The organism is Pseudidiomarina sp. (assembly GCF_033722695.1).
Classification (GTDB): domain Bacteria; phylum Pseudomonadota; class Gammaproteobacteria; order Enterobacterales; family Alteromonadaceae; genus Pseudidiomarina.
Genome location: NZ_JAWVYM010000061.1, coordinates 1 through 3,500 on the forward strand (window position 1 = coordinate 1; position 3,500 = coordinate 3,500).

Genomic DNA, 3,500 nt, shown 5'->3' on the forward strand with positions numbered 1-3,500 from the left:
ACCAATGATGAAGTATTCGGCGGTGTTAACTCTGTGGGCGAAAATCTGGTCATGGACGGGCGTTCCTATCAGGTCGTCGGGGTGCTTGATGACTGGCATCCCCGGCCAAAATTCTTTGACCTGAGTACCGGTGCGTTTAATTTGCCGGAAGATTTGTATGTTCCCTACTCGCTTAAAGAAAGCCTGGAGCTGCCAAGCACAGGTAACAATAACTGCTGGAAGCCCGTATCAGAGGATACCTTTCAGGCATTCCTGCAGTCTGAGTGTGTGAACTCACAGTTTTGGGTCGAGTTTGAAGATCCCGATGATCAACATGAGTATCTGGCATTTCTTGATAACTATGTGGCCGAGCAAAAAAAACTGGGGCGCTTTCCCCGCGAGACCAATAACCGTCTTAGCAACGTCATGGACTGGCTGGAGAATCAGGAAGTGGTGGCGGAAGACGCACGGATGATGATGTATATGGCACTGATGTTCCTGATCGTCTGCCTGCTGAACACGGTGGCATTGCTACTGGCGAAGTTTATCGGCCGTACCGGTGAAATCGCCCTGCGCCGCGCAGTCGGTGCCAGCCGCCGCACCCTGTTCGCTCAGCATCTCATTGAAGCCGGCCTGATCGGCGCAGCGGGTGGCGTGCTGGGCTTGCTGCTCGCCTGGTTGGGCCTGAAGGGTATTAACGGGCTCTATGGAGGCCCGACCGACGGCCTGACCCATCTGGATCCGAACATGGTCGCACTGGCGATTGGCCTGGCAATTATCAGTACTATTCTTGCCGGTCTGTATCCGACCTGGCGCGCCTGTAGCATACCGCCTGCCGGCCAGCTGAAAACCCAATAACGCTCGCGAAGAGGATGTAAAAATGAACCAGATAGGACCTATTTTCCGGGCGTTAATGCGTAATAAGGTTGGCGCCTTCCTGTTGGCACTGCAGATTGCACTGACGATGACTATTATCGTTAATGCCATCCACATGATTGAGAACCGCAGTTCGCTGATGGCGCGACCATCGGGGCTCGACGAAGCCAATCAGTTTTACCTGACCAGCAGCGGCTATCGTGATGATTTTAATGAGCAGCTTGTTGTTGAGCAGGACTTGCGTTTGCTGCGCCAACTACCCGGGGTAATTAACGCCACCCAGATCAATGCGATCCCGTTAAGTGGCGGCGGCTGGTCCATGGGCTTGCGCACCGCACCCGGCCAGGATGGCCTCAATACCGGAGTGGCGATTTACTTTGTCGATGAGAATGGTATCGAGGCGCTGGACGTAGAACTGATCGCCGGTAATAACTTTTCGACATCGGAGATTACTTACCGCGAGCCCAATGCGGTGGAATGGCCTCAGAACGCCATTATTACCGCTGCTGCAGCGAAGGCGCTTTTCCCTGACCTGGAGCCGGCTCAGGTGGTGGGTAAAACCGGCTATATCAGTGGCGATGAACCACTGACCATTGTCGGCATTATTGATCAGTTGCAAGCGCCGTGGAATGGCTGGAGTGGCGTAGAGCGGGTAATGCTGGTACCCCAGCGCACCCTGTTTGGATCCTCCCGTTATTTTATCCGCACTGAGCCCGGTCAGCGCGACCGGGTTATGAAAGAAGCTGAAGAACTGCTACTGAAACAGGATGCCGGCCGCTTAATTCGTAATGTCCGCACTATGACTGAAACCCGCGAAGACAGTTACCGTGGCCATCAGGCGTTGCAGACCATTCTGTGGATTACTGTGGTGTTATTAACGCTAATTACCGCGCTTGGCATTGTCGGCATGGTTACTTTCAATGTTAACCGCCGGCGCAAACAAATCGGCACGCGCCGCGCGCTTGGCGCCAGCCGCGGCGATATCATGGGCTACTTTATGATGGAAAACTTTATGGTGACCAGCTTAGGCCTATTGCTGGGCCTGGGCTCCAGCATCGCGCTGAATATCTGGCTGGTTGATGCCTTTAACCTGCCGCGTATCGGCTGGCACTATTTGCCCATTGCCATGGTTATTCTCTGGCTGCTGGGGCAACTGGCGGTATTCGGTCCGGCCCGGCGGGCAGCCGGTATTTCACCGGCGCTGGCTACCAGAACAACCTAAATAACCGGCCGCGTCGCTGTGTCCGTTATTAACTGACGGAACCAGCGATGGCCGGTATCGTGGTGCAGCAGCGGCGTCCAGATCATCGCCAGGTCAAGGGCCGGGATGGCAAACGGCGGCGGCTTCACCACGAACTCAGGATCATCACCATACAGCCGGGCCGCACGGCTCGGCACTGTGGCGATCAACCCCTGGCGGGCCAGATGCATAGCCACATGGTAGTTTCGGGTAAACACCCGTATTTCGCGTTTATGCCCAAGGCGGGCTAAGGCTCCGTCCACCCAGCCAAGCTTCTGTACATCGTGGGGATCCATGCCCACCCCTACCCCGAAGCCGGTCTTACTAACCCAGACATGTTCGGCTTTGAGGTAATTTTCCAGGCTGTAATCGTTCAGTAGCTGATGGTCACTGCGCATCAGACATGAAAAATCATCTTTCCAGAGCTCTTTCTGATGAAACGACTGCGGCAGTTTTTCAAAGCGGTTTATGGCCAGGTCCACTTTACCGTTCTCCACATCATGAAAGCTGATATCGCTGGGCGTCATTATATCCAGGGTCACCGCCGGTGCTTGTTGCTTTAACGAGGCAAGCAACTGCGGCATCAGGGTGGATGCAGCGTAGTCCGACGCCATAATGCGGAATACCCGGTCACTGGTGGCCGGATCAAATTCGCGGGCGGGCTGAACCATTTCTTCTACTGAATACAGGATTTGTCGCACCGGTTCCTGCATCCGCAGAGCGGCCGCTGTTGGCAACATGCCTTCACTGGTACGCACCAGAATAGGATCATTGAGCAGCGTCCGCAGACGTTTCAGGCCGTTACTCATAGCGGGCTGGGTAATATTAAGCTGGGCCGCGGCTTTGGTGACGTTGCGCTCACGCAGCAGCACATCAAGATAAACCAGAAGGTTCAGGTCGATATCTTTCACATTATTCATAGAAAAAATAAATCCCGCTATACGAATATAGCGGGATTATACTTCGGCAGGGCTTTTATTCCCAGAAAAATGGCTTCCGTGGTGCCGCTACCGGAACCAGCTGGTCCATAGTCGTTGCATCAAACAAACGACCATTGACCATGGTATGGGTAACGCGATCAGTAACCCGGATATCAGCCAGCGGGTCACCGTCAATGACGATAATATCGGCTAACTTACCGGCTTTCAGCGAGCCAAGCTGGTGATCCATACCGAATTCACGGGCTGGGTTGATGGTTGATGTTGCCAATGCTTCCAGCGGCGTCATGCCGCCCTGTGCCATCATCCAGATCTCCCAATGCTGGGCCAGGCCTTCGCGCTGTCCATGCGCACCGGCAACCACTGTAACGCCTTCATCAAGTAGCTTTTTCGCCACATCGGCGTTGTTAAAGTGGTTGTAGTGGTCATGGGGCGCTTTCTCCCGGCGTACGGAAGCCACCAGGGCA

4 protein-coding genes are annotated in these 3,500 nt (G+C 54.6%); 2 read left to right on the forward strand and 2 right to left on the reverse strand.

The features are described 5' to 3' along the window. Positions 1–837 (forward strand): FtsX-like permease family protein (locus tag R3196_RS10835; protein ID WP_318936779.1); only part of this gene is annotated, 837 nt, incomplete at its 5' end. Positions 838–859: 22 nt separating this feature from the next. Then, the gene (locus R3196_RS10840; protein ID WP_318936780.1) at positions 860–2,077 is read left to right on the forward strand and encodes an ABC transporter permease; all 1,218 of its coding nucleotides are present in this window, start codon (positions 860–862) and stop codon (positions 2,075–2,077) included. Here the strand turns inward: R3196_RS10840 and R3196_RS10845 are convergent. Both R3196_RS10845 and R3196_RS10850 read right to left on the reverse strand, forming a co-directional pair. Next, the gene (locus R3196_RS10845; RefSeq protein ID WP_318936781.1) at positions 2,074–3,015 is read right to left on the reverse strand and encodes a LysR family transcriptional regulator; all 942 of its coding nucleotides are present in this window, start codon (positions 3,013–3,015) and stop codon (positions 2,074–2,076) included. The genes R3196_RS10840 and R3196_RS10845 overlap by 4 nt on opposite strands. Before the next feature lie 55 nt (positions 3,016–3,070). Continuing rightward, a partial coding sequence (locus R3196_RS10850) for an amidohydrolase family protein (protein WP_318936782.1) occupies positions 3,071–3,500 on the reverse strand: 430 nt, incomplete at its 5' end.